Source organism: Arthrobacter sp. NPDC057013 (assembly GCF_042674585.1).
Lineage (GTDB): Bacteria > Actinomycetota > Actinomycetes > Actinomycetales > Micrococcaceae > Arthrobacter.
This window is the reverse complement of the sequence record NZ_JBHUSE010000007.1, coordinates 39774-62429: the sequence shown is the minus strand read 5'-3', so window position 1 is coordinate 62429 and position 22656 is coordinate 39774. Positions and strand designations below refer to the sequence as shown.

Sequence of the window (22656 nt, the reverse complement as noted above, 5' to 3'; positions counted from 1 at the left end):
TGAGGCCAGCCTATCGGGCACACGCCGCACTAAGCTTGAGGCATGACCTCTCGTACCTCCCACACAGTGCTGGTGTTCCTGGATCCGGACTATCAGAACGGCCGGCTTGCCGACCCCGAAAAGCCGCAGCTGATGGCCACTGACCTGGGTGCCACCCGGGGTGACGGGGTGTTCGAGTCCATGCTCGCCGTCGCCGGCCACACGCGGAAGATCCAGGCGCACCTGGACCGGCTGGCCCGCTCGGCGCAGGCGCTGGACCTTGAGATTCCAGGGCAGGACGACTGGCGCCGCGCAGTGGAGACAGGCGTCTCGGCGTTCCGCTCCGACAACCCGGCGCCCTCCCCGGAGCTGGACGAGGCAGTGGTCAAACTCATCGTCACCCGCGGCATTGAAGGCGCCTCCGCCCCCACCTGCTGGGTGCAGGTCTCCCCCGTGGCCGCGGCCGGCCGGCGCCAGCGCGAGACAGGCATCGACGTCATCCTCCTTGACCGCGGCTACGACAGCGACGCGGCCGAGCGTGCCCCGTGGCTCTTGCTCGGCGCGAAGACCCTCTCCTACGCGGTGAACATGGCCGCCTTGCGCCACGCCCACAAGCAGGGCGCGGACGACGTCATCTTCACGTCCTCGGACGGCCGTGTGCTGGAAGGCCCCACGTCCACAGTGCTGCTGGCGAACGTGGAAAAGAACGACGCCGGAACAACAGTCAAGCGCCTCGTCACGCCCCAGCTGGACAGCGGCATTCTCCCCGGAACGTCGCAGGGCGCCCTGTTCGCCGCCGCCAAGGCGGCAGGCTGGGAACTGGGTTACGGTCCGCTGAAGCCGCAGGACCTGGCCGACGCCGACGCCGTCTGGCTGATCTCCAGCATCCGCCTCCTGGCGCCGGTCAATCACATCGACGGCCGCGAAATCGGCACGCCGGCACTGCGCAAGCAGCTGACCGCCGAACTGAACGAGCTGTTCGCCGGAATCGATTAGCGCCAGGCCTCCGGGCGAACTGGACCAGTAACGAATTGGCACCGGTCGAAAAAATGCGGGACAAGCCGGTCCCCAGCGTTGTACTCTTCTTCCACGGCCACTGCCCGCGTCCCGCGGCGGTGATGGCAGGTGGCCTGGTTCCGGGCTCAGCCGGAATGAGTACGTATAAAGGAATAGCCGATGTCTCGGGATGACAACTCCCTGCACGCATTGACAAACTCACTACCCACGGGCTGGGGGGCCCAGGCAGCGTTGCCGGGGGACGTGGGGGAAATGTCTGTGCGCTGGCAAGCCCACCAGATCATTGCCGAACTGCTCGCCGAGTCAGATCCGGCCACCGAGTGGACCCGCGCGCAGCTGCACGCCCTGTGCGAGGCCCATCCGGATAACCCCGAACACGTGCTGCTCGAGCACCTCACCGCCACCGCAGGGCTAGCCAACGCCGAAAACGGCGCCATCCCGGTGGTCGGGCGCTCCCAGGACGTGGCTGCTCCGGAGCCCGTGCCGTTCACCCGGCGCAGCAGGAACCGGATCGAAGCCATCCTTGCCGACAAGATGCTGATGACCGCGTTCCAGCCGATCCGCCGGCTTCCGGAAGGGCAGGTGATCGGCGTCGAGGCCCTGACCCGCTTCGTCAGCGACGACGGTGCCAGCGCGGACCACTGGTTTACTGAGGCAGAATCCGTCGGACTGGGCGCCGATCTTGAAATCGCGGCACTGCACCGGGCTCTTTCCGCGGCCCACGCCGTGCCCGACCACATGTTCATCGCCCTGAACCTGACGCCGGCCACATGTGTGGACCCAAGGATCCCGGGGCTGCTGGAACATTCCCAGCTGGCCCTGGACCGGATGGTCATCGATCTGAACGGTTCGATCCCCCTCGAGCAGTACCCGTCGCTGACGGCCGCCCTCGCTCCACTGCGGCGCCGCGGGCTGCGGATCGCCGTGAACGGCGCGGAGGTGGGCTTCACATCCATGGACCAGGTCCTGGAACTTCACCCGGACATCATCAAGCTGGACCGCAGCTTCATCGCCGGCATCGAGGACTCCCCGGGCCAGCGACTGCGGGCCGCGGCCATGGGTGAACTCGCCCAGTACATCGATGCCGTCCTCGGCGCCCAGGGCGTGGAGACGCCAGAGGAGCTGGAGGCGGTGACCGAACTCGGCATAATTGCCGCGCAGGGTTACCTGCTGGGCAGGCCCTCCGTGCATCCGTTGGACTGGAACGCCTGGATCCGCTCCGAGAGCGAGACAGCCGCCAGCGGCCCGGCCTCCTGACAGGATTCCGGCGAAACTAGTCCTCCGCAAAATCTGTGGCCAGCCGGATGTGGTTGTCCGCCAGCCACACAGGGTTGAAGGCCTTGCTCTGGTAGTTGGCACCCGTGTCCGGGGCGATCGCCACCACCACCGACCCGTGCGGCGCCGCCCTGGCCACCCGGAGCGCCGCCGCCACCGTCAGTCCCGACGACGGCCCGAGGGACAGGCCTTCGTCGCTGAGCAACCGGTGCAGCGTGGTGTACACCTCGTCGTTCGGAATCCGCAGGAACCGGTCCAGCAGGCCGCGGTCGAAGACCTTCGGCCAGTCAGGCTTGGGCCAGGAGTTGCCGACGCCGTCCACCAGGATCTGGCCCGGATGCCCTCCGCTGTACACGGAACCGTAGGGGTCCGCGCCGACCACCTCCACGTGCCCGCCGGACTTCTCCTTGAGGTACCGCCCGTTCCCGGTGATGGTGCCGCCGGTGCCCACGCCTGCGACGAAGTGCGTCACCCGGCCGCCCGATTGCTCCCAGATTTCCGGCGCCGTTCCCTCGTAGTGCGCCCGCGGGTTGGCCGGATTGTCGAACTGGAGCGGACGCCACGCGCCCGGGATTTCGGCGGTGATCCGGGCCGCGACCGCGCGTGCGTTCTCCGGTGAGTCCGACGGCGCGCTCCAGTCCGTGAACACCACCCGCGCGCCGTACCCGTTCAGGGCCTCCAGCTTTTCGGACGAGATGGAATCACCGGTGACCACCACCACGGGATGGCCGGTCAGCGCCCCGATCAGTGCCAGCCCGATTCCGGTGTTCCCGGAGGTGCTTTCCACGATGGTCCCGCCGGGCTGCAGCTCGCCGCTGCGCTCGGCTGCGCGGACCATGCTCAGCGCCGTCCGGTCCTTGATGGAACCGCCCGGATTTTCCGATTCGAGCTTGACAAAGACAGTGCTCCCCAGGCCGCGGCTCAGCACTTCCAGCGGCACCAGCGGCGTGTTCCCCACGCGCGCCAGCACAGTATCGGCATCCATGCCCGGATGCACTATCGGCGCCACGTGCCTGGGCTGGTGGCCGCTCCCTGTCAGCGTGGTCATGCTTCTCCTCCCCCATCATCCGGGCTTCCCGGACCGGGTATCTGTAATTCGGGCAGTCCTGCCAGCAAGTCCTCCAGCTCGGCACGCGCACGGTCCACCAGTACTGCCGCCGGCAACTGCCCGGCCAGCAGCTCCGACAGCTTCGCCACAACCACGCCGGTGCCGGCTCCGAGCTGCCGGGTTTCCGCTTCCCGCCCGTCCGTGTCCTGCGCCTCAGCCAAAAGGTAGGCGGCCGTCAGCGCCTCGATGGTGAGGAGCTTCGCCGCGGCCTCCACCGAGCGCTCCAGCTGCTGGAGGGCCAGCGGGGCCAGCGTGGAGTGGTCCTCCACGTCCGCGGATAGGGTGGGAGCTCCCAGCGTGGCAGGTGCGGCCAGGAACTTCAGCTCGGCCAGCAGTCCTGCTGCGGAGTACCAGAGCAGCCCCGGCAGGTCTTCGGATGCGAGCGGCGTTCCGGCCCGGGCTGCCTCGAGGTTGAGCTGCCGGATCAGGCGCTGCGGCGGGTAGAGCTTGGCGATCCGCCGCTCGCTGCTGATTCCCATGTGGGCCAGTCCCAGCCGCAGCGCCTCGAACGCGAGGGCGAGCTGCATGGGCTGGAAGTTCCCGCCGGACACCATCCGGCCGGAGGCTATATCCGCGAGCGGGTTATCGCCCCGGCCGTTGAGCTCCACCTCAAGCGCCTCGGCCAGGGCCGTGATCTGTGCCCGGAACGCGCCGTGGGTCTGCGGCGCCGCGCGAAAGGACAGGGCATCCTGGACAGACACCTGCCGCCGCGGGTCCTCCAGCCAGCCGCCGCGGACCAGGCGCCGGACGTTGGCCGCCGAGATGCGCTGGCCGTCCACCGCCTTGGCCGACTGGACAGCCGGCGAGAACGGGCTGAGGTTCCCGCCGCCGTCGTACCGTGCAGTGGCCTCAAGCGAGAGCGCCAGCGCGGTGTCCGCCAGATCGGCGAGCCACCGGGCGCGGCGGAGCTCCAGCGTGCCGGCGCCGATCGAGTAGGAGTTGGCGCTGACCAGCGCCAGGGCCTCACCGGGAGCCAGGACCAGCGGTTCCAGCCCGGCGGTGGTGAGCGCCTCCGCGCCGTCCTGCAGGCCGCCGCCGGGAGTCAGCGCCTGCCCTTCCCCGATGGCGACGGCGGCAACCGCCGCAAGCTGGGTGAGGTCCGACGAGCCGACGGATCCGTCACGTGGAACGGCCGGCAGCACGCCCCTGTTCAGCAGCTCTGCATAGAATCGGGCAGTTTCCGGACGCACCCCCGAGCCTCCCCGGGTGAACCCGATGAGCCTGGCCAGGATGAGGGCGCGGACTTCATCCCGGTCGAGCAGCTCGCCGACGCCGCTGTGGTGGTAGCGCACCACCTGCAGCTGGTAGTCGAGGATGGATTCCTGCTCCACGGCGGTGTCCCGCCCGGAGCCCAGCAGGGTGTTGAGTCCGTAGACCCGGTGGCCCGAAACGATGGTCGCCTGCACCACGTCGCGGGACAAGCCCACGAGCTCAAGGGCCTCAGCACTGAGCACCACCTCCACCGCGGGATCGGTTGCCGCCGCGGCCACGTCGTCGGCGCGGATCTGCGCCGTGCCGATCAGGAACGTGCCGCGTGCATCAGCGCCTGCCATGGCGTTAGAAGTCCAGCAGGTTCCGGCGGAAGCCGCCGTCGCCGTAGCTTGTCCGCAGCAGTCCCCGACGGCGGAGCACCGGTGCCAGCCTGTCCAGCACTCCGTGAATGGTGGCCGGGTCCACGAAGCCGGAGAAGAGGAACCCGTCGCCGCCCACTGCGGCCCCGGTTTCCTCGAGGTAGTCCGCGATTTCCTCGGCGGTGCCGATGATGCTGTCACCGGCGCCGCCGCTGCGGGCCTGCAGGATCTGCCGCAGGGTGGACCCCGGCGGGGCGGCCTTGGAGAAGTGCTCCAGCGTGCCCTGGTTGCTGTTGGTGCTGAGTTCGGGAAGGGGCGCGTCGAGGTCGAACCGCTTGAAGTCGATGACGGACAGGTAGGAGATGGAGTTGAGCTGGCTGTCGATGTCCCGCTGCGTGAGCTCCCGGCGGGCAGCCCGCAGTTCCTCCGCTTCGGCGGTGGAACCGGTCACGGTGGGTTTGAGGACGAACAGCACCTTGACGTCGTCGGGGTTCCGGCCTGCCCCGGCGGCTTCGGCGCGGATGGAATCCCGGTAGGCCTTCATGCCGTCCACACCGCGGGCCAGGGCAATGGCGACATCCGCATTTGCACCCGCGAAGGCCTTGCCCCGCGGGGATGCCCCCGCCTGCACCAGCACCGGTTCCTCCGGCAGGGGTGCCGTGTTCAGCGGTCCCCGGACCTTGAAGAACTCGCCGTCATGGTGGATCGGCCGGACCTTGGTGTGGTCCGCGAAGATTCCTGCCCCAACGTCCTCCCGGATGGCGTCCGGTTCCCAGCTGCGCCAGAGCTTGCGCACGACGTCCACGAACTCCTCGGCCTTCTCGTAGCGGAGGTCGTGCTCGATCTGCTGGTCCAGCCCGTAGTTTTGCGCGGCCAGGTCGCTGCCGGAGGTCACCACGTTCCAGCCGAGCTGCCCGTTGGAGAAGTGCTGCAGCGTGGCCAGCAGCCGGGCGGCGGTGAACGGCGGATAGAAGGACGCGCTGATCGTGGGCACAATGCCCAGGTGTTCCGTGGCGGAGAGCAGATACGGCACCAGTGCCAGCGGATCGTGCTTCGGCGCAAAGGACGCCTGCGCCAGCGAGACCTCAGCGGTCCCGCCGTAGGTGTCGGGGACGGTGAGCGAGTCCTCGATGATGAACAGGTCCAGCCCCGCCCGCTCGAACTCCCGGACGGCGTGCTGGTAGGGGTCGGGCTTCTTCCAGTCATAGCCGATTCCATAGCCGGGCGTGCCCCAGCCCTGAACCCCGAAGCCATGGCCCACAAACCATCCAAAGTGCAGCATGGGAGTCACTGTATTCGGGGGCGAGTCATTCACTGTGGCCTGGTTTCATCCGGCGTTACGGCGGTTCATCTCCCGTCATTATCCTCCCGGCCACCGGCTTTGTAACCGCAACGCGGGGTCACCACCATGACCAGTTGTTGGGTGCGTTACGGAACATGACGACGGCCGCGGTGCGCGCCGCCGTCGTCAGTGTTACGTTTTTGGGGAGTAATGAGTACCGGCATTAAGCCCTGACTGGCCGGTCGGCAACCCTCCTTCCGCGGCGGGGTGCCTCAGGTGAATACTCGGCATATCGACCACTTCGAGCTGCAAGCGTGAGAAAAGGAGATCCGTCGTGTCAGACGCGCCCGCCGTTGCAACGCTGCCATCCCAGCAGGATAAACCCGAGGAAAAGCTGTCCTACCGCCTGATCACGGGCCCGGATGACCGCGCATTCTGTGAGCGCATCTCGGCCGCCCTGGCCGAGGGATACGTGCTGCACGGCAGCCCTGCCGCCACCTTCAACGGCACCACCGTCATCGTGGCCCAGGCCCTTATCCTGCCTGCCGCCATCGCCACCGCAGATGCCGCCGTCGCCACCGCCGTGGACCGGCTGGACTCCGATGATGACCTCAGCGCAGAAGCCTACGAGGGCCACGCATGAGCTACGCCGGAGACCTCACTCCCCAGGACGCGTGGGCCAAGCTCGAGCAGGGCGCCGTCCTGGTGGACGTGCGGACCGAGGGCGAGTGGGCGCACATCGGCATTCCGGACACCACGTCCGCGAACGGCCAGCGGAATGATCCTCTTTTCATCCAGTGGACCTATCCCGGCGGCATTCCCAACCCCGACTTCGTCGAGCAGCTGAGGCAGCAGGCGCCTGAGGACACCCGGGTGGAGCTGCTGTTCCTGTGCCGCTCCGGCCAGCGCTCCATCGCCGCCGCCACCGCTGCCGCGCAGGCCGGCTTCACAGCCTACAACGTCCTCGAAGGCTTCGAGGGCGAGCCCGACCGCTACGGTGAGCGCACCGTGAACGGATGGAAGAACCGCGGACTGCCGACGAACCTGGAAAAGAACTAAGTTGACCTTTAATCACGACGCCGCCGGCTGGAGCCCCGATACCCAGGCCGTCCGCGGCGGGCTGGACCGCACCAATTTCCAAGAGACCACCGAACCTGTCTTCCTGAACTCCGGGTTCGTTTATGAGTCGGCCGCGGCTGCGGAGCGCGCCTTCACCGGCGAGGACGAACGCTTCGTCTACTCACGTTACGGGAACCCTTCAGTGGCCACGTTCCAGGAGCGGCTCCGCCTGCTCGAAGGCACCGAGGCGTGCTTTGCGACGGCGTCCGGCATGTCTGCGGTGTTCACCGCCCTGGGTGCCCTGCTGGGCGCCGGGGACCGTGTGGTCGCCAGCCGTTCTTTGTTCGGCTCCTGCTTCGTAATCCTCAACGAAATCCTGCCGCGCTGGGGCGTGGAGACCGTATTCGTGGACGGTCCGGACCTCGAGCAGTGGCGTGCTGCCCTCTCGGTGCCCACCACGGCGGTCTTCTTCGAATCCCCGTCCAATCCCATGCAGGAAATTGTGGACATCGCAGCGGTCAGCGAACTCGCCCACGCCGCCGGCGCCAAGGTGGTGGCGGACAACGTCTTTGCCACCCCGCTGCTGCAGCGCTGCGGGGACCTCGGCGCGGACGTGATCGTCTACTCCGGCACCAAGCACATCGATGGCCAGGGCCGCGTGATGGGCGGCGCCATCCTGGGCACCAAGGAATTCATCGACGGCCCGGTCAGGCAGCTCATGCGCCACACCGGCCCCGCGCTCTCCGCCTTCAACGCCTGGGTCCTCACCAAGGGCCTGGAGACCATGTCGCTCCGCGTGAACCACTCCTCCGCCACCGCGGTGCGCCTGGCTGAATGGCTGGAGGCACAGCCCGCTGTCAACTGGGTCAAGTACCCGCTGCTCAAGTCGCACCCCCAGTTCGAGCTGGCGGCCAGGCAGATGAAGGCCGGCGGCACCGTCCTCACGCTGGAACTTGCGACGACGGCAGGCCAGTCTGGCAAGGAAGCCGCCTTTGCGCTGCTGGACGCCCTGAAGATCATCGACATCTCCAACAACCTGGGCGACGCCAAGTCGCTGATCACCCACCCCGCCACCACGACGCACCGGGCCATGGGTCCCGAAGGACGCGCCGCGATCGGGCTGAGTGATGGAGTGGTGCGGCTGTCCGTCGGCCTCGAGGACGCCGATGACCTCATCGCGGACCTGGAGCAGGCGCTCAAGCAGATCTGACTGTTCCAGGTCTGATCGCTTCGGCTCTGGTCCTTCCTTTTGAGATCCGGCCCTTCGGGGCCGGATCTTTTTTGCTTCCAATGGCGGGCTGTGAACACGCGTGGCGCTGCGCGTCCCTTCGTGTCGGGCACCCTTGAGAACGGCCCGCCCGCACGGTTTAGTGGATGGACGGGCAGGGTTTACGCAGGGTTTACATGGATGGTCTTGTAGGGTCCATGTGCCCTGGGCAAACTCTAAGAACACCGATGAACTGATAAAATCCCTATCGGTTCAGCACCCCACCCAAGGACAGACGCAGCGATGCGTTCGGGGCCGCGGCCGCGACGACGCTGCCTGCAGCCTCCCTGACCGGAAGGACCGCCATGGCCGGAGTATTTGAAGTTTTTGTTGATGCAGAGTCCCAGTACCGGTTCCGGCTGAAGGCCCCCGATGGAACCGTGCTGGCTATCTCCGCTCCCTTCGAGGACAAGCGCGCGGCTGCGGCCGGGATCGCCAATGTCCGCGAATGCGCAGGGACGGGGCTTATCACGGACCTCTCCCCGGCCGTATCCCCGGTGACAGCCGGTGCCGTGCAGGAGCCTGCCCTCGCCCGCGTATCCGCCCCCAAACAGGCGCCTCTCCCGGCGCGGGGGGACCACCGCAGGCAGGGGTTCGGCGCGAAGCGCACGCCGTCGGAGGCTCCCGGTTCGCCGCTGCACCGTCCGGCGGCAGCGCAGACCCGGTGGACCGGCGCCGCGTAGGGGCCCAACAGCCCACCCGCCGGACCGCCGTCGGATGTTGGGGGCTGGCTGCGTTCCAGAGGTTGCCGGGTTGAGAGGTTAACGGCCAGCCGGACTTCGAGTTCGTCCCCTGCGGCTATGCCTGCCAGGGACCGCACCGCCCTGTTGACCCGGCAGCCGGTAAGAGCCGGTGCTGCGTCCGGAAAGATCGAGGTCTGGCAGCGTAATGAAGTGCCAGGCGGATTCGCCCGGATACAGTCACAGGGTGGCCCGGAATATCCATGCCTCGCTCCCGGACTGAGTATGGCACGCGTAACAGGCACCTGGCCGGTTTTACTTAGGTAAGGCTTAACTAATATCCTCTACCGGTGACCACGCAGCTTGATTTCGCGCGGGTGCCCTTCGCCGCCGATCTCGCAGGCCACGGGGACAGGCCCGCAGTTCAGACCGAAAATTTCACTCTCACCTACCGGGAACTGGCCGGCAGGGTCGATGCCCTCGCGCTTCGTCTGGGCACCCAGCGGCGCCTCGTGGCACTGGCCGCGGCGAACGACGTCGACTCGTTGGTGGCCTACCTCGCCGCCCTGGTTGGCGGCCATCCGCTGATCCTGCTTCCTGAGGACAAGCCGGCGGCGCTCGAGTCCCTGGTTGCCGCGTACGACCCCGACGTGGTGCTGCGCTCCGCGAACGGACAAACGCTGTTCGAGGAACGCAGGGCCGGCAGCGCGCATGAACTCCATCCGGACCTCGCGCTGCTGCTCAGCACCTCCGGTTCCACCGGCTCGCCGAAGCTGGTGCGCCTGTCTGCCGCCAATCTGCAGGCCAACGCGGTGTCGATTGCCGAGTACCTGGGCATCGGACCGGAAGACCGCGCCGCGACCACCCTGCCGATGTCCTATTGCTACGGGCTGTCCGTGATCAACAGCCACCTGCTTCGCGGCGCGGGCCTGGTGCTCACCGACCTTTCAGTAGTTGATCCGTGCTTCTGGGAACTCTTCCGCGCCGCCGCAGCGACCTCCTTCGCGGCGGTGCCCTACACGTTTGAACTGCTGGAACGGGTGGGCTTTGCCGGGATGGACCTCCCCCGCCTGCGGTATGTCACCCAAGCCGGCGGCCGGCTCGCCCCCGAACGCGTGCAAAGCTACGCAGAACTCGGCCGCCGGCAGGGCTGGGAACTGTTCGTCATGTACGGCCAGACCGAGGCCACCGCCCGGATGGCCTACCTTCCGCCCGGGCTGGCCGCCGCGCACCCCGGCGCCATCGGAATCCCCGTGCCGGGTGGCGCCTTCCGCATCGAGCCGGTATCCGGCCTCGAGCACGGCGAACTCGTCTACACCGGCCCCAACGTCATGCTCGGCTATGCGGAGACTCCGGAGGACCTCGGCGTCGGCCGCGCAGTCCACGAACTCCGCACCGGCGACCTGGCCAGGAAGCACCCATCCGGCGTCTACGAGGTGGTGGGGCGGCGCAGCCGGTTCGTCAAAATCGTCGGCCTCCGGGTTGACCTCGGCCAGGTGGAGCAGATCCTGGCCGACCTCGGCGTTGAAGCGGCGAGCGCAGGCACGGACCAAGGCCTCGTCGTCGCGGTCGAGGGGAACCACGACACGCAACTGCTGGCCAAGGTCCTGTCGCAGGGCATCGGTCTGCCCCGTGCGGCCCTGGAGCTGCACGCCGTCGAGCAACTCCCCCGCCTGGCCACCGGCAAGGTGGACTACCCGGCGGTCCTGGCGCTGTCGAAACCGGCACTGCCGGAAGCCGGGGCACCCGGCCCGGGTTCCGCCGTCGGGCCCGGCAACGGACCGGACGACGTGCGGCGGATCTTCCGCGACACCCTGGAGCGTACGGACATCGACGACGGCGACACGTTCGTCTCGCTCGGCGGCGACTCGCTGTCCTACGTGGCAACGTCGGTCCGCCTGGAGCAGCTGCTGGGCCACCTCCCGGCGGACTGGCATGTAACGCCGGTCGGCGCCCTGGAGCAGAGCGCGGGGAGGAAGCCTGCCGGGAAGATGCGGCGGTTCATCGCCCCGCTCGAAACCAGCATCGTGCTCAGGGCCGTGGCCATTGTGCTCATCGTCGGTACCCACGTGGGGCTCATGAAATGGCCGGGAATGGCCCACGTGCTCATGGCGGTGGCCGGATACAACTTCGCCCGGTTCCAGCTCACCGGGGAGCGGCTTCCCCGGTTCAGGCGCCAACTCAGCAGCCTGGCACGGGTGGCGGTGCCCAGCATTGCCTTCATCGGAGTGGCCTACCTGGTCACCGACCGGTACACCCTGGCCAATGTCCTGCTCCTGAATTCGATCGTCGGCCCCGAAGCCGTGACCACGCAGTGGCACTTCTGGTTCATCGAGGTGCTGGTCTACATTCTCCTGGCCATGACTTCCCTGCTGGCCATTCCCTGGGCGGACCGGGCGGAGCGGCGTTTCCCGCTGCTCTTTCCGCTTGCCCTCACCGGACTGGGGCTGCTCTCGCGCTATGACATCGTTGATCCCGGCATTCCCCACCCGTCGCCCACCCTGTGGCTGTTCGCCCTGGGCTGGGCCGTTGCCCGGACCCGGACGTGGGTCCAGCGGTGTGCGGTATCGGCCCTCGCGGTCCTCACGGTCCCGGGCTACTTCTTCGGGGACACGCACCGTGAGCTGACGCTCGTTGCCGGAATCCTGCTGCTCACCTGGCTGCCCACCATCCCCGTACCCAGCGGGCTGCAACGGCTGGCGGTCCTGCTGGCCAGCGCCTCCCTCTACACATACCTCGTGCACTGGCTGGTCTACCCGCTGCTGGTTGCCGTCAGCCCGGCACTTGCTGTGGCCGCATCGCTGGCGGCCGGGGTGGCCTACTGGGCTCTGTGCATGCGCGTGATGGGTCTGCTGAGCCGGACCAGCCGGGGCACGCTCCGCCGCCGGTTCAGCCGGGCCGGGGTCCGCAGCTCCTGATCAGGCGGCCTGCCAGGCGGGCCGGACCAGCGACCGGGACCTCAGGCCGTCTGCAGCTCGCGGGAGGCCACGGCCGAGACCAGCATGGAGCCGGCCGCGGTGACGGGGTCGATGACGGGAATGCCCAGCCGGCGCCGCAGGACGTCCGCCATGCCGATGCTCGTCAGTCCCGTGCTGGCCTCCACAATGACGTCGGCGCCGGCGTCCACGAGCATGTGGGCGGCAGCGAGCGCGTCGAAGATTCCTGTCGGCAGCAGGAAGCCTTCCGGCGTCTCCACGCTTTCGGGACCGTCGATCAGGAGCATCCTGTCGCCGAGTGCATCGGCAATGGGGCCGGGCACCGAATGCTTGAGGCCCAGTACGCCCGCCCTGCCACCGAAGGCGAGGGCCGCCGCAGCCGCCGCGGAGCCCGCACCGATCACGGGGATATCCAGCAGGGCACGCGCCTCGGGCAGCCCGGGGTCTGCGGCGCAGCTGATGACCAGCGCGTCGACGTCCGGCGCCATCTCCAGCGCCAGTTCAACCACCTTCGGCACCGCGCGCCGCAGCGAGTCAGCGTCGTGGACCCCGGACGGCTGGTCCGGAATGCACCTGGTCGTGACGTCGAAGCCGAAGCTGTCGCGGAGCAGCTTGCCGTGCGAGTTGAGCAGCCGCCTGTCCGTGGTGGTCAAAGCCCTGATGATTCCTACGCGCATGGTCCGTTCCTTCCCCGGGCGGTTCTTTGATTCCCACCCTAGCCAGCCGACATTTCAGGCGGTTTACCGGAAAATGACCATCGGAAACATCCCGGCCCCACCGGCCCTCGGGTTAAAGCGAAGGTTAAATGCGTGTGGGCTTAAAGCTCCGTTCGCGTGCTGAGGCCAGGGTCAGAGGTGGCGGACGCGCAGGAGCTCCGGAGCGTCCTCGTCGTCGGGGCCGGCGTACCCCTCGCCCTTGTGGGTGGCCCGCACGGCGTGTGCGACGACGGCACCCAGCCCGCCGTCGTCGGGCTCTGCTTTGTCCAGCACCACCTGACGGACGGTGCGCTGCTCAGCAGCGCCGGTGCCGCGCGCGAAGATCTCCTCGATGCCCCGCCGGGCCAGGTCCAGTTCCCCGTTCTCGGCCAGCACCGGTTCCAGGTAGTCGACCAGCGAGCGGACCACGTCCTCGGCCGGGGCCGGCCGGAAGCTGCCGAAGTCCAGCAGCTCACCGCGCAGGCCGAAGTTGCTGGCCTGCCATGTCGCCATGCGCAGCAGCACCGTGGGCACGGGTGCCGGTTCCACACCCTCACGCCATTCCCGGCAGGCCGATTCGACGAGCGCACGGACCAGGACGGCGATCAGCGCTGCGTCCTCGGCGCGGAGACAGACGTCCGCCACCCGCACCTCCACGGTGGGATGGTTCCGGGAGAGTCGCGCGTCGAAGTAGATCATGCCCTCATCCAGCACCACGCCGCTGTCCAGCAGCCGGGTCACCACGCGGCGGTAGGAGGACAGGCTGCCGTAGATGCCGGACGGGCCCGACGACGGCCAGCGGTTCCACGCCTGCGTCCGGTAGCTCTCAAAGCCGGTCTCCAGGCCGTTCCAGAACGGGGAGTTGGCACTCAGCGCGATCAGGACGGCCAGCTTGTCCCGGATCCTGTCCAGCACAGCCACGCCTTCGTCCGGGGATTCGATGTAGGTGTGGACGTGGAAGCCGCAGGTGAGCTGCTCCTGGGCGGTCAGGCCGAACCGTTCCAGCATCCTGGCGTAGCGCGGATCCGGCGTCGTGTGGCTGGACAGGGCCAGCGGTGAGGTGGCCAGGGCGGCGATCCGCGCGCCGTGGCCCTGTGCGGCGTCATCCGCCAGTGCGCGGCCGGCGCGGATCTGGCGCAGCAGTTCCGCGTGATCGAGGCAGGGGCGTGTCTGCGTTTCGATCTGCTCAAGCTTGAGTTCGGCGCTCAGGCCCATTTCGTCGTCGCACGTGGTTTCGGCCTTCTTCTTCACCAGCCGGGGCTTGCCCGGAGCGTCGTCGGCGGCGAGCTTGCGGGCCGCCAACAGGGCATCGGCGAGCGCCAGCGGTTCCCCGCTGCCCGGATCAACGATCAGGAGCTCTTCCTCCACGCCAAAAGTCCGCATGCCTACATTGTGCGCCAGGCCAGCGAAAACGTCCCCGAGATGACGAAGCGCGAACTGGCAGGTAACACCCTCAAATTCGCCCGGAGAGGTCGTTATCTGCCAGTTCGCGCAGTGGTTTCGGGGGGCCGTCAGTCCTGGAAGTACTCGATCTTGGCGCCGATGGTGTTGAGCCGCTCGGCCAGGTCCTCGTACCCGCGCTCAATGACGTAGATGTTGCGCAGCTCGGACACGCCGCGGGCTGCCAGCATGGCCAGCAGCAGGCAGGCGGCGGGGCGCAGCGCGGGCGGGCAGCCCACCTCCGCGGCGCGCCAGCGCGTGGGTCCGTTGACGTAGATCCGGTGCGGGTCCAGCAGCTGGATCCGGGCGCCCAGCTTGTTCAGCTCCGTCAGGTAGATGGCGCGGTTCTCGTAGACCCAGTCGTGGATCATGGTCTGGCCCTCGGCGTTGCCGGCGATCACCGCGAAGAACGGCAGGTTGTCGATGTTCAGCCCCGGGAAGGGCATCGGGTGGATCTTGTCCTCCGGTGCGCGCAGCTCGGACGGCTTGGTGGTCACGTCCACCAGCCGGGTGCGCCCGTTGCGGGCCGTGTACTCGCCGGAGATCTCCAGTTGCTGGCCCATCTGCTCCAGCGTGGCCAGCTCGATCTCCATGAATTCGATGGGCACGCGGCGGATGGTCACCTCGGAGTTGGTCACGATGCCGGCGGTAATAAGGCTCATCGCCTCGATGGGGTCTTCGGAAGGGAAGTATTCGATGTCGACGTCGATGGTCGGCTTGCCGGTGATCTTCAGCGTGGTGGTCCCGACACCGTCGATCTCCACGCCCAGCCGCTGCAGGTAGAAACAGAGGTCCTGGACCATGTAGTTGGGGCTGGCGTTGCGGATGACCGTGGTACCGCAGCGGTGCGCGGCGGCCATGATGGCATTCTCGGTCACGGTGTCGCCACGCTCCGTCAGCACGAAGGAGCGGTCGAGCTCGTCGGTGGGCGGTGCCTGCACGGAGTAGAAGCCTGAGCTGGCCTCCACGGACAGGCCGAACTGCCGCAGCGCCTGCATGTGCGGCTCCACGGTGCGGATGCCCAGATCGCAGCCGCCGGCATAGGGCAACCGGTACTCATCTGTCTCATCAAGCAGCGGTCCCAGCAGCATGATGACGCTCCGGGTGCGGCGTGCGGCCTCGACGTCCATGGACTCAAGGTCCAGGTCCGCGGGACGGCGGAGCTGGAGGTCGTTGTCGTTGAGCCAGGTGCACTCGACGCCGATGCTGCTCAGGACCTCCACGATGCGGTTGACTTCCTCGATGCGGGCCAGCCGGCGCAGCGTCGTGGTCCCGCGGTTGATGAGGCTGGCGCAGAGCAGGGCGACCCCGGCGTTCTTGCTGGTGTTGACGTCAACGGAACCGGAGAGCGTCCGGCCGCCTTCCACCCGAAGGTGTGTCATCTGCGATTTGCCAAGCTGGACGATGCTGCGGCCGAAGATCGTTTCCAGCCGCTGGATCATTTTCAGGCTCAGGTTCTGTTTGCCCTGTTCCATCCGGGCCACGGCGCTCTGGCTGGTGCCAAGTTCCGCGGCCAACTGGCCCTGGGTCCACCCCTTCTGGCCGCGGGCATCGCGGAGAAGGAGGCCGACGTGTTCAGCGGTCTGTTGAGTCATGGACAAAAATATATCACGTATGAGTTATTTCGTCGCCTCATGCCCTCACAATACTGCGCTCGGGCGCCTGACATACCCGTTGCATGCATAAATTTTCAAAAACGCGCGGGAGTCCTGTGACAGAATCCGTCTCGGCATTCGCGGCGCGCGTCAAGCCCCCGGCGGCCGCCTTGACCGCGGCGCGTGTCCGGGCGCAAGCTAGCGGTACCTGTTGCGGCCGTGAGGGAACGGGAGGCCGCCGTGTCCATTTTCAGCTCCGCTGTACTGACCAGGAGGCGCTCGGAAGGGCGCCGGGCTTCAGCGCTGCTGTCCTTCATCGTCGCAACCGCCGTCGGTTTTATCCCGGGACCCAGGCTCGACGACGGCGCGCCGCCGGCTCCCGGAGCAGCGGTCACCCAGGCGCCGCCCGGGGCGTCCGCCAGTCCCGGCGCCGCAGCGCAGGCGCAACCTCGCCCACCACGGCATTCACCGCAGCCGGCAACGCGGCAACCCCCGCGGCTGCCGTCAGGTTCCGACGCCGAAACGCTGGTAGGCAACGACGTCTCCTGGCCGCAGTGCAGCGACGGCCTGCCTGACGATCCCGCGTTCGCCATTGTCGGGGTCAACAACGGCCTGGCGAACACCACGAACCCATGCCTCCACCAGCAGCTCGACTGGGCGGATGATTCGGCCGGCGGGACCGGGCAGCCACGGCTGGCACTCTACGTGAACACGGCCAACCCCGGGCTGCGCGGCACCTGGTGGCCGACGAACAACGAGTACGGCGGCGAGACCGTGTCCAACCCCTACGGCACGTGCCAGGGGCAGGAGGATGCAGCGTGCGCCTACATGTACGGGTACGCCAAGGCCTTCGACGACGCCTACCTCCGCACGATTCCCGAACCTGAGACGTACCTCTGGTGGCTGGACGTGGAGACGGGCAACAGCTGGTCAGGCGACAGGAACGCGAACCGGGCGGACCTCGAAGGCATGGCGGACTTCTTCCACAGCATCGGCGCCAGGGTGGGCATCTACTCCTCCGCCCGGCAGTGGGGTCAGATCGTCGGCGAGGTGGGCTCTGCCAGCAGCCTCTACTCCCTGCCAAGCTGGCTCGCCGGGGCGCACAGCGCCGCCGAGGCCAAGGACATGTGTGCCGCGGCGCCCCTCACCCCTGGCGGCCACGTAGTGCTCACCCAGTTCGTGGCCGACGGCTTCGACCACGACCACTCGTGCATCTGAGGACAACATTAGACTCGGCCCATGGACCACATCTGCCGCGTGCGCCTGGCCGCGCCCGAAGACGCCGAGGACCTGGCCCGGCTCCACCTGGAATGCTGGCGCGAAACCTACGGGCACCTGCTGTCACCGGGCTTCATGGCCAGCCAGGGTGTGGAAGGGAGGCTGGCGATGTGGCGCCACCTGTTGGCCGGTCCGCACGCATGCCGCCAGTACGTAGCGGCCGACGGCGGCACGCTGGTGGGTTTCGCCGGCTCGCTTCCGCCAGAGGATGGGGTGCGGGAGCAGACCGAGCTCTGGGGCATCTATCTCCTCGCCTCCCACCAGGGCAGAGGGCTGGGCCAGGCACTGCTCGATGCCGCGATCGGAAACGAGCAGGCCGGGCTGTGGGTTGCCGAGGAGAACCCGCGCGCCCAGGCCTTCTACCGGCGCAACGGCTTCGTCTTTACCGGCGCCAGGGACACGGTCGAGGACTGGGAGGGGCAGGCCGAGGTCCGGATGGCGCGGCCGGCCCGGCGATAGCCTCCTAGGAGCCCTCCAGCCACACCATGTGCCACGTGCCGGCCCACACCGCGGCGGCCACGGCACCGGCGGCGATGAGGACTCCGCCGAGCACCACCCAGATGTCCAGCACGCTGTAGGTGGAGACACGCGCCCAGGTCCGGCTGCCACCACCGAAACCGCGGGCCTCCATGGTCACCGCCAGCCGGGTGGCACGGCGGATGGCCTGGACCATGAGGCCGAAGCTCTGCCCCAGGGTGGCCCGCATGCGCTGCCACGGGTTGCCGCGCGATCCCACGCCGCGGGCGCGCCGGGCCATGCCGATGGTCTGCCACTCCTCTGCCATCAGCCCCACCAGCCGCATCGCGGCCAGGGTCCCCAGCACAAAACGGTGCGGCAGCCGGGCCTTCTGCGCCAGGGCGTCCGCCAGGTCGGTGGGATCGGTGCAGCTCATCAGCAGCACCGCGGGCAGGGCGATGGCCAGGCCCCGGAGCAGAAAACCCAGCCCCAGCTGAAGGGAACCTTCGCTCATGGACCAGAGTCCGACGTCGAGCAGTATCCTTCCGCTGTCCGGCGCCAGGATGGAGGTGCTCCAGCCGCCCACGGCGGCGGCCAGGATCAGCGGCCAGCCGCGCTGCCAGAGCAGCGAAAACGTGAGCCCGGCCAGCGGAAAGACCAGCAGCTCGCAGGCGAGGGCCACGGAGGCGGACATCCAGTCGATGGACAGCGCCAGGGCCAAGGTGACCAGGAAAACCGCGGCGAACTTGGCCAGCGGATTGGCCCGGGTCAGCACCGCCCGGTTTCCGGCGAGTGTCAGTGCTTCCCTCATGTCGCCGCCTGTTCGGATGTCGGCTCGATGGCCCTGGGCTCGGGCCGGCCTTTGGAGCCCAGCCGGAGCTCGGTGCCGCCGAGCACATGGGTGAACTCCTCGTCGTGCGTCACGGACACCACGGCTGTACCGGCGTCGAGCAGTTCGGAAAGGAACGAGGCAAGTTCCGCCCAGGTGTTGGCGTCCTGGCCGAAGGTGGGCTCGTCCAGGACCAGCACCTGCGGGTGCGCGGCCAGGACTGTGGCCACTGACAACCGGCGCTTCTCACCGCCGGACAGGGTGTACGGGTTGGCGTCCACCAGATGCGTGAGGCGCAGGCGCTCCAGGAGTTCGTCGACGCGCTCCTCGCCGCGGCCCAGGTGGCGCGGGCCGAACTGCAGCTCGTCCAGGACGCGGCCGGTGACGAACTGGTGCTCGGGTTCCTGGAACACGGTGCCGATCCGGGAGATCAGGTGCTCGGCCTTCCACTTGTACGGGTCGATCCCGGCGCCGGCGCTCAGCTCAACGGTCGCGGAGACCTTGCCGTCCACCGGCGGCAGCAGCCCGGCGAGGGTCAGCGCAAAGGTGGACTTGCCGGCGCCGTTGGGACCTGTGACGGTCAGTGCCTCCCCTGCCCGGACCTGTGCCGTGACGTCGCGCAGCACCGGCTCGGGAGGTACGGCGCGGAAGCCGCGGCGCCTGGGACGTTCCCGCGACACCGCCAGCTTTTCGGCCGCGAGCAGCAGCCGGCCGCTATTGGCGTTGGACGGACCGGCGGCCGAGCGGTGCCGGGTTTCGGGAACGTAGCCCGGGACCCAGACGCCGGCGGCGGTGAGCATCCCGCGGGCCTGCTGGAGGACCTCGTCCGGCGTGCCGTCGATCAGCACCGCGCCGTCCGCTGCCGACCCCGGTTGCAGGACCACAATGCGGTCCACCAGGTCTTTCCACGCGGCAACCCGGTGCTCCACCACCACCAGGGTGGCCCCGGTCTTGTCGAGGCAGCGGCCCACGGCGTCCCGGACCTCCAGGACGCCGGCGGGATCAAGGTTCGCGGTGGGCTCGTCCAGCAGGATCAGTCCCGGCCTCATCGCCAGGATGCCGGCCAGGGCCAGTCGCTGCTTCTGGCCGCCGGACAGGGCCGACGTCGGGTGGTTCAGCGGCAGGTGGGCGAGTCCGACGTCGTCCAGTGCCTCGTGCACGCGGCGCCAGATCTCGCCGCGGGGCACCGAGAGGTTTTCGGCGCCGAAGGCGACGTCGTCGCCCAGGCGGGAAAGCACCACCTGGGTTTCCGGGTCCTGCTGCATGAGTCCCGCACGGCCGCGCTGCGCGCGCGACGGTGCGCCGTCGATGAGCAGCTGACCGCTCTCGTCCGCGTCGTCAGGGTCCGGCGCCCCGGTGCCTTGCGGACCGCCGTCGTCGGCCGAACTGCCGCCCGGGTCGCTGTCCCCCAGTACGCCGGCCAGGGCGTGAAGCAGCGTGGACTTGCCGGCCCCGGAGGGGCCCAGCAGCATGACCCGTTCGCCGGGCCGGATGTCCAGGTCCAGGGCGTGGACGGCCGGCTTGGTGCGGCCGGCGTGGCGCCAGCCCCAGCCGCGGGCGCGTACCGCGGCGGGGCGGACGCCGCCGTCGTGATGTGCGGGCATCAGGAGAAGACGGGCTCCGTGGCTGCCTTGCGGGACGCGAAGGAGCCCAGTACGCCCGTCTTAGCCAGGCCGCGGGTGGCGATCCAGGACAGGGCACCGGCGATGACTGCGCCGGAGATGGCGCAGAACACGATGTACGCGAGCTTGTCTCCTGGGGCGTAGGCGATGTTCCAGCCCCACGGCGCGAAGGAGTCGTTGAGGCCGCAGAACAGGCCCGCGCCGGCACCGGCAAGCAGTGAGGCCGGGAGGTTGAACTTCCGGTACACCAGGGCGGCGATCACGAGCTCCGCGCCCAGGCCCTGGAGGACGCCGGAAATCAGCACCGTGGTGCCGTACTGGGAGCCCATGATGAGCTCGCCGGTGGCTGCGACCGTTTCGCAGAACAGGGCCGCGCCGGGTTTGCGGATGATGAGCATGCCCAGGACCGCCGGGATCATCCAGCCTCCGGCGTACAGACCGCTCAGCGGCGGGTAGACGGCGTTGACGGGAGCGGAGATGAGGTTGGCGCCCTGGGACCAGGCCCAGAAGATGACGCCGCCGGCAACGGCGATGAGCGCCGCCACCACGATGTCCGCCACGCGCCAGTTATAGCTGGTCTTCTTGATTGCTGCTGTTGTCATGATGGTCCTCCTGAGGAACAGGAGGGGAAAGCGTTCCCCCGGCTGCCGGTGGCGGGCCACCTTCTGCCGGGCGCTCTGAGAACTCGACTCCCTTGCGCCGGTACTAGCCGGATCAGGTTCGAGGGTCTGCGGCTGTCCGCACTCTCAGCGCCCATCCGCGGCTGCTCTGGCAAGTGGCCTTTGCATCCCGACGGCGGCGCTCCCCTGTCGTAATAAATCTGCCCTTGTGGGCTGGTCCAGTTTACACCTCGGCGGCCCCGGAATTCCGGGGCCGCCGTCACAGTCGGGGAGGGCTCCCTGCGCGGCCGGGGCAGCCGCCCGGAGTACATTGGGGCCATGACGCTACAGGACTCCGGCAGCGCTGGCCTGCCCGCCTTTGACCCCGATTCCGCCGAGGACCAGCCGGCGGGAGCCCTGGAAGCCCTGATCGGTCAGATCGAGGGTGAAATCGCCGAGCTGCAGTTCCCGAGGTTCAGCAAGGACGACGCCCTGGCGCTCGGCCTGGAACTGGTTGAACGCGGCAAGGAGGACAACCTCCCCATTGCCATCGACATCACCAAGGGTGAACAGGTCCTCTTTCACGTGGCGCTCGAGGGTGCCACGCCGGACAACGAGGGCTGGGTGCGGGCCAAGCGGCGCACTGCCGTGCGCTACGAGGAGCCGTCGCTGCTGGTGGGCCTGCGCGGCAGGGCCGGCGGCGGACGGATCGAGGACAACGCCTGGTTCGACCAGTCCACCTACGCCGCGCACGGCGGAGCCTTCCCAATCTATGTCCGGGATGTGGGAGCGGTGGCCGTGGTCACGGTGTCCGGGCTGCCGCAGAAAGCGGACCACGACCTCGTGGTCCAGGCGTTGCGGGAAATCCACCGGTCCATGCGGCAAAGCTAGCGTTTCATGCCGATAGGCTGTTTCGTCCGGATAGGCTAGGCAAAGACCAGTGTTCACCACGCGAGGAGTTCCGGAATGAGTTTCTTCATCAAGCTGCTTGGCACGGGCATCAGCCTGCTGGCAGGATTCGCCGGCACCAAGGCCGTCGATACCATCTGGGAAAAGGTCACCGGGCAGAAGCCGCCCAAGGGTGACAAGGACGATGTCCCCACCACGCTGCGCACGGCCCTGACGTTCGCGCTCGTTTCCGCGTCCGTGAGCGCGGTCATCCAGGTGCTGGCCAACCGCGGCACGCAGCGGGCCATCACCCGCTTCGCGAAGACCCAGGACATCGTCTAGGCCCCGACGCCGGCCGGTCTTACCGGTTTAGTCCTCGACCCACTCGAGCAGATCGCCTGGCTGGCAGCCGAGCACTTTGCACATGGCCTCCAGCGTGCTGAAGCGCACGGCCTTGGCCCGTCCGTTCTTCAGCACGGCCACGTTGGCCGGCGTCAGGCCAACCCGGTCCGCGAACTCCCCCACGCTCATTTTGCGTTTGGCCAGTTCGACGTCGATGCGCACCACGATGGGCATCAGATCACGGCTTCCATGTCGGTCCGCAGTGCCGTGGCCTGCCGCAGCAGCGCGCGCATCACCACCATGAGCAGGCCGATGACGGCGCCGCCGACCAGCATCAGCATCAGGATCATCGGCACTCCGGGATCGTCGGCATTCAGCACGATGAAGAGGAAGAGACCGGCCAGCAGGACCCAGGCCGTGAGCACCGCCCACACGATCGCGTCCACCCAGGCCAGGGCTGCGTTGCTGAAGATGCGGTCCCGCTTGACCATGGTCAAGAGTTTCCAGGTGCTCACGATCACCACCTGCACGCAGGCCACTTCCACCACTGCGAAGACGGTCAGCGGCCACTGCAGGGGCGCATCGGCGGGGTTCTCCTGCGCCATGTAGGCAAACTGCCCGGGCAGGGACAGGGTCTGGAACACCAGCAGCAGGCCGAAGGCCGCTATCAGCAGGATCCGAAGCGCGGTTACCGCCAGGCGTGTCTTGTGCATGGATCGAGTATCGCTGGTTTCCTAT

At 68.2% G+C, this 22656-nt stretch carries 22 protein-coding genes and 2 riboswitches; of the genes, 11 read left to right on the top strand and 11 right to left on the bottom strand.

Going from position 1 to position 22656, the window contains the following annotated elements; translation table 11 throughout:
- Positions 1–42: 42 nt before the first annotated feature.
- On the top strand, positions 43–975 hold the full coding sequence (locus ACFTSA_RS11570) for an aminodeoxychorismate lyase (protein ID WP_377951404.1): 933 nt from the start codon (positions 43–45) through the stop codon (positions 973–975).
- 180 nt (positions 976–1155) lie between these two features.
- Complete coding sequence (locus ACFTSA_RS11565; RefSeq protein ID WP_377951403.1) at positions 1156–2253, top strand: EAL domain-containing protein; 1098 nt, start codon at positions 1156–1158, stop codon at positions 2251–2253.
- Positions 2254–2269: 16 nt separating this feature from the next.
- On the opposite strand, the gene ACFTSA_RS11560 is transcribed toward ACFTSA_RS11565, so the two are convergent.
- From ACFTSA_RS11560 to ACFTSA_RS11550, 3 genes are read right to left on the bottom strand one after another with little or no spacing between them, the layout of a single operon-like run.
- Positions 2270–3319 (bottom strand): PLP-dependent cysteine synthase family protein, encoded by a 1050-nt coding sequence (locus tag ACFTSA_RS11560; protein WP_377951402.1) that lies wholly within the window; start codon positions 3317–3319, stop codon positions 2270–2272.
- Positions 3316–4932 carry an aromatic amino acid ammonia-lyase gene (locus ACFTSA_RS11555; protein WP_377951401.1) on the bottom strand — a complete coding sequence of 539 codons (1617 nt, stop codon included), beginning with the start codon at positions 4930–4932 and terminating at the stop codon, positions 3316–3318. The genes ACFTSA_RS11560 and ACFTSA_RS11555 overlap by 4 nt, the downstream gene beginning before the upstream one ends.
- Positions 4933–4936: 4 nt before the next feature.
- Positions 4937–6232: an NtaA/DmoA family FMN-dependent monooxygenase gene (locus tag ACFTSA_RS11550; RefSeq protein ID WP_377951400.1), complete on the bottom strand. Its 1296-nt coding sequence runs from the start codon at positions 6230–6232 to the stop codon at positions 4937–4939.
- Between the two features lie 206 nt (positions 6233–6438).
- Positions 6439–6553, top strand: a riboswitch (SAM riboswitch).
- A gap of 13 nt (positions 6554–6566) precedes the next feature.
- Here ACFTSA_RS11550 and ACFTSA_RS11545 point away from each other — a divergent pair.
- The 5 genes from ACFTSA_RS11545 to ACFTSA_RS11525 all read left to right on the top strand — a co-directional run bounded on the left by ACFTSA_RS11545 (position 6567) and on the right by ACFTSA_RS11525 (position 12156).
- Complete coding sequence (locus tag ACFTSA_RS11545) at positions 6567–6875, top strand: DUF1737 domain-containing protein (protein ID WP_377951399.1); 309 nt, start codon at positions 6567–6569, stop codon at positions 6873–6875.
- Complete coding sequence (locus ACFTSA_RS11540; protein WP_377951398.1) at positions 6872–7291, top strand: rhodanese-like domain-containing protein; 420 nt, start codon at positions 6872–6874, stop codon at positions 7289–7291. Before ACFTSA_RS11545 ends, ACFTSA_RS11540 begins: the two co-directional genes overlap by 4 nt.
- 1 nt (position 7292) lies before the next feature.
- Positions 7293–8501, top strand: a complete 1209-nt coding sequence (locus tag ACFTSA_RS11535; protein WP_377951397.1) for an O-succinylhomoserine sulfhydrylase — start codon at positions 7293–7295, stop codon at positions 8499–8501.
- Between the two features lie 362 nt (positions 8502–8863).
- The gene (locus tag ACFTSA_RS11530) at positions 8864–9241 is read left to right on the top strand and encodes a YegP family protein (RefSeq protein WP_377951396.1); all 378 of its coding nucleotides are present in this window, start codon (positions 8864–8866) and stop codon (positions 9239–9241) included.
- Positions 9242–9588: 347 nt separating this feature from the next.
- The gene (locus ACFTSA_RS11525; RefSeq protein ID WP_377951395.1) at positions 9589–12156 is read left to right on the top strand and encodes an AMP-binding protein; all 2568 of its coding nucleotides are present in this window, start codon (positions 9589–9591) and stop codon (positions 12154–12156) included.
- A 41-nt stretch (positions 12157–12197) separates the two neighbouring features.
- On the opposite strand, the gene ACFTSA_RS11520 is transcribed toward ACFTSA_RS11525, so the two are convergent.
- The 3 genes from ACFTSA_RS11520 to ACFTSA_RS11510 form a co-directional block, all read right to left on the bottom strand.
- The gene (locus ACFTSA_RS11520; RefSeq protein WP_377951394.1) at positions 12198–12851 is read right to left on the bottom strand and encodes an aspartate/glutamate racemase family protein; all 654 of its coding nucleotides are present in this window, start codon (positions 12849–12851) and stop codon (positions 12198–12200) included.
- Positions 12852–13022: 171 nt separating this feature from the next.
- Positions 13023–14252 carry a glutamate--cysteine ligase gene (locus ACFTSA_RS11515; protein ID WP_377951393.1) on the bottom strand — a complete coding sequence of 410 codons (1230 nt, stop codon included), beginning with the start codon at positions 14250–14252 and terminating at the stop codon, positions 13023–13025.
- A gap of 128 nt (positions 14253–14380) precedes the next feature.
- Positions 14381–15904 carry a UDP-N-acetylglucosamine 1-carboxyvinyltransferase gene (locus ACFTSA_RS11510; protein ID WP_377951392.1) on the bottom strand — a complete coding sequence of 508 codons (1524 nt, stop codon included), beginning with the start codon at positions 15902–15904 and terminating at the stop codon, positions 14381–14383.
- Positions 15905–16144: 240 nt separating this feature from the next.
- Here ACFTSA_RS11510 and ACFTSA_RS11505 point away from each other — a divergent pair, with 240 nt between their 5' ends.
- Together ACFTSA_RS11505 and ACFTSA_RS11500 are read left to right on the top strand one after the other, a co-directional pair.
- Positions 16145–17122 (top strand): hypothetical protein, encoded by a 978-nt coding sequence (locus tag ACFTSA_RS11505; RefSeq protein ID WP_377951391.1) that lies wholly within the window; start codon positions 16145–16147, stop codon positions 17120–17122.
- Between the two features lie 21 nt (positions 17123–17143).
- On the top strand, positions 17144–17641 hold the full coding sequence (locus ACFTSA_RS11500) for a GNAT family N-acetyltransferase (protein WP_377951390.1): 498 nt from the start codon (positions 17144–17146) through the stop codon (positions 17639–17641).
- A 4-nt stretch (positions 17642–17645) separates the two neighbouring features.
- Here the strand turns inward: ACFTSA_RS11500 and ACFTSA_RS11495 are convergent, their stop codons facing one another.
- Genes ACFTSA_RS11495 through ACFTSA_RS11485 form a run of 3 tightly spaced genes read right to left on the bottom strand, consistent with a single transcriptional unit; the run spans position 17646 to position 20691 of the window.
- Positions 17646–18449, bottom strand: a complete 804-nt coding sequence (locus ACFTSA_RS11495) for an energy-coupling factor transporter transmembrane component T family protein (RefSeq protein ID WP_377951389.1) — start codon at positions 18447–18449, stop codon at positions 17646–17648.
- Entirely contained in the window at positions 18446–20071 is a 1626-nt protein-coding gene (locus ACFTSA_RS11490; RefSeq protein ID WP_377951388.1) for an ABC transporter ATP-binding protein, read from the bottom strand. The genes ACFTSA_RS11495 and ACFTSA_RS11490 overlap by 4 nt, the downstream gene beginning before the upstream one ends.
- Positions 20071–20691, bottom strand: coding sequence for an ECF transporter S component (locus ACFTSA_RS11485; protein ID WP_377951387.1), 621 nt, complete (start codon positions 20689–20691; stop codon positions 20071–20073). Before ACFTSA_RS11485 ends, ACFTSA_RS11490 begins: the two co-directional genes overlap by 1 nt.
- Before the next feature lie 71 nt (positions 20692–20762).
- Positions 20763–20907, bottom strand: a riboswitch (TPP riboswitch).
- 120 nt (positions 20908–21027) lie between these two features.
- Here ACFTSA_RS11485 and ACFTSA_RS11480 point away from each other — a divergent pair.
- Entirely contained in the window at positions 21028–21579 is a 552-nt protein-coding gene (locus ACFTSA_RS11480) for a heme-degrading domain-containing protein (protein WP_377951386.1), read from the top strand.
- Positions 21580–21654: 75 nt separating this feature from the next.
- On the top strand, positions 21655–21918 hold the full coding sequence (locus tag ACFTSA_RS11475; protein ID WP_377951385.1) for a DUF4235 domain-containing protein: 264 nt from the start codon (positions 21655–21657) through the stop codon (positions 21916–21918).
- A 27-nt stretch (positions 21919–21945) separates the two neighbouring features.
- Here ACFTSA_RS11475 and ACFTSA_RS11470 read toward each other — a convergent pair whose 3' ends face one another.
- Together ACFTSA_RS11470 and ACFTSA_RS11465 are read right to left on the bottom strand one after the other, a co-directional pair.
- Positions 21946–22152, bottom strand: coding sequence for a helix-turn-helix domain-containing protein (locus ACFTSA_RS11470; protein WP_377951384.1), 207 nt, complete (start codon positions 22150–22152; stop codon positions 21946–21948).
- Positions 22152–22631, bottom strand: a complete 480-nt coding sequence (locus tag ACFTSA_RS11465; RefSeq protein ID WP_377951383.1) for a DUF2975 domain-containing protein — start codon at positions 22629–22631, stop codon at positions 22152–22154. Before ACFTSA_RS11465 ends, ACFTSA_RS11470 begins: the two co-directional genes overlap by 1 nt.
- Positions 22632–22656 lie beyond the last annotated feature (25 nt).